This is a genomic window from Paraburkholderia sp. JHI2823, assembly GCF_038900695.1.
GTDB lineage: Bacteria > Pseudomonadota > Gammaproteobacteria > Burkholderiales > Burkholderiaceae > Paraburkholderia > Paraburkholderia mimosarum.
Window position 1 is genome coordinate 1 of sequence record NZ_JAYMRY010000113.1, and the last position, 2,967, is coordinate 2,967.

Below are 2,967 nucleotides of genomic sequence, written 5' to 3' on the forward strand. Positions count from 1 at the left end.
GATCCGCTCTTATCAATCGTCACGGTCTCCGGCTCGCCGTTCTGCGCGATCGCCTTTTCGAAGTAGCGCCGGGCCGCAACCTTGTCACGATGGGCTCGCAGCAGGAAATCGATCGTGTTGCCAGTCTGGTCCACGGCGCGATACAGATATTTCCATTCGCCCCTGACCCGAATGTACGTTTCGTCCATACGCCAGCTCTTGCCGACTGCCCGCTTGCAGCGCCGGAACGCTTTCTCCAGCACCGGCAACAGTTTGAGCGCCCAGCGATGCACGGTCGAATGGTCAACCGAAATGCCCCGCTCGGCCATCATCTGCTCGAGGTGGCGCAGACTTAACGGATACGCAACGTACCAGCGCACGCACAGAAGAATGACATCAAGCGGATAGTGCAGACGCTTGAGCACCTTCGCTACAGCCGGATTCAGGCTCTGCTTCATCGATCAGATCGTTCGTCCTCGGGCCTTCAGCTTAGCAGATCCCGTATTGCGACAAAGCCCGGCGGCATCGCGCAAAATCCCGCCCAGCAGTTCTACTCGTTAGCTGCATAAGTAGTCCTCATCATCTCGGATCTGTTTGGCTCGACTTCCTTATCGCGACAAAACCCGTGTTCGGCGCCGCCAAAGGGAGGCTTGGCGTAGACCACCCACTCCGCCTGTGCGGCAGGCGCAATCCAGGCCGCGAATTCCGTTGGATTCCTCAGGGATTCGAGTTGACCGTGCAAGCGCACCGCGCCAGCGTCGTAAGCGCGGCGCAGCTGTTCGAGAAACAGTCGGCGAAAGAGCCGGGAGAGCACCCGCACGGGCAGGAAGAAGCCGGGACGGCAGGCTACCCAGCGCTTGCCGTCCGGGGAGATGCCGCCGCCCGGCACAACGCAATGCACATGGGGATGATGCAGCAGATTCTGCCCCCATGTATGCAGGATTGTGATGAAGCCGATTTCGGCACCCAGGTGCTTCGGATCGGCGGCGATCGTGAGCATGGTTTCGGCGCTGGCGCGAAACAGCAGATCGTAGAGCGTCCTCTTGTTCTGCAAGGCGAGCGCGGCGATGGATTCGGGAAGCGTGAAGACGACATGGAAATACTCCACCCGGGAGAGGAGTTCGGCTTGCCGCCGCTCAAGCCATTGCGCGCGAGCGAGCGACTGGCACTTCGGGCAGGCGCGATGCGGGCAGGAGTTGTAGGTGATGCGCCGATGTGAGCACGTATCGCACTGCTCGAGATGGGCGCCAAGCGCGGCGGTACGGCACAGCTCGATGGCGCTCATCACGCGACGCTGGGCACGACTGAGCCCCTCGGCATGGGCTTGCCGAAACTTCGAACCGCATCGGCGGAAGACGTCCGCCACTTCGAGCGCCGTCCGCATGACTGCGTTCAGAAGGACTCGGGCGCAGCGGGCGGAGATGGGTTGGGTCCGGGGTGCGGAAGCAGGTCGAGGGGACTGGTGGTGGAGCACACGGAGCTCGTGGCCACCGCCAGGTATTTCGAGGTGGTAGCAAGCGACCTGTGGCCCATGAGCACCTGGATCCGGCGCACATCCGTACCGGCTTCCAGCAGATGGGTGGCGAACGCGTGCCTCAGCACATGCGGTGTAATCGGTTTCTGGATGCCACTGCGCTGCCGCGCCCTGTTGCATGCCTGCCTGATCGCGTCAGGGGTGATCGGACGTCCCTGGATGTCGCCAGGGAAAAGCCAGTCGCGAGGGTGAGCATCGAGCCAGTACGTTCGTAGGATATCGAGCAGCCGAGGGGAGAGCATCACGAAGCGATCCCGGTGGCCCTTTCCCTGGTTGACGCGGATAACCATTCGCTGGCTGTCGATATCGCTGGTCTTCAAATGCGCCACTTCTGAAATTCGAAGACCAGCGGCATATGCGGTCATGAGGATGGCACGGTACTTCAGGCTGGGAATAGCATCGAAAAAGGTTGTTAGCTCATCGAGACTCAGGATGACGGGTAGCCTGAAGGGCTTCTTCGGCAAAGGAAAGTCCTCGTCTCTCCAGTCGCGTTTGAGCGTCACACGGTAAAGGAAGCGCAGTGCGCCGATCGTTGGGTGGAGACTGGAGGGGGCCAGCTTGCGCTCCTCCCGGAGATAGATGAGCCAGGCCCGTATCTCGTCAGGACCCAGTAACTCGGGCGAGCGGTTGAAGTGCCGGGCGAAGCTGGAAACCTGAAGAAGATAGGATCGCTGAGTATTCTCGGCGAGATTTCTGATCTGCATGTCGCTTAACATGCGTTGACGCAGTGGCGTCATGGGGAACCTCCTGGAAACAATGATGAAGCCCGGTTGGGCGTTCATATATTGCTCCCGGAGGCGTCCACTTCTCCTCGGTGACGATCCAGCGCCTGATTACCACCTCTGATGAACGTCGGCTATAAGCTCTCGCTCTCCACCCCTACCGCGCCAGCGGTTTAGTGCAAGAAAACTTATCTCAGTGTGTCACGAACGCAGGCGTAAGTCTGCGATGCTGTACTGAAGATGGGAGCAGGCCTCCCGAAGTCGGCTTTCAGGAGCAGGCTTCAAACCGCCCGGTGCTGCTGCGTCCAAAAGGCGTGGTGGTGAGCGACCGTGGAAAAGTCACCCGGCTAGGGTGGCAGGTACGTGTTGAGCAGATGAGCGAAAGCAAACCGTCCGACGACGCATCGTTAGTTTTCTATAAAGCGCTGTCAAAACTGGAGTCATGAGATAGCCCCAGGATCAGTCGGGACGACACCTGATTACGGACCCGATGGCAGTCGGTGTATAGGCGGCATGCGCTCAACACAGGCTTTGGTATGGAACGTGAGAACCTTGCTTCGAATGCGAAGGGAAATGACAAATGGCAGACACCATGAGGAAGAATACTGGAGCGGCCCCACGTATCTGAGGACACGAGGACTCTCTTAAAATAAGGGATAGTCTTGTGCCTATCAGTAAGCCTAGTCATTACGTGGAAAGCATCGAAATTCTGACCGAGCCGGAGCGCCGTCG

The 2,967-nt window shown here is 59.4% G+C and carries 2 protein-coding genes and 1 pseudogene; all 3 read right to left on the bottom strand.

Features of this window, described 5'->3' with window-relative positions:
- Positions 1–437, bottom strand: a 437-nt coding sequence (locus tag VSR34_RS37705) for an IS6 family transposase (protein WP_342965150.1), incomplete at its 3' end; no start/stop codon positions are given.
- Between the two features lie 170 nt (positions 438–607).
- Positions 608–1,363 (bottom strand): annotated as a pseudogene (locus tag VSR34_RS37710) (transposase); the annotation flags it as partial.
- A gap of 8 nt (positions 1,364–1,371) precedes the next feature.
- The gene (locus VSR34_RS37715; protein WP_342965151.1) at positions 1,372–2,295 is read right to left on the bottom strand and encodes a site-specific integrase; all 924 of its coding nucleotides are present in this window, start codon (positions 2,293–2,295) and stop codon (positions 1,372–1,374) included.
- Positions 2,296–2,967: the final 672 nt, after the last annotated feature.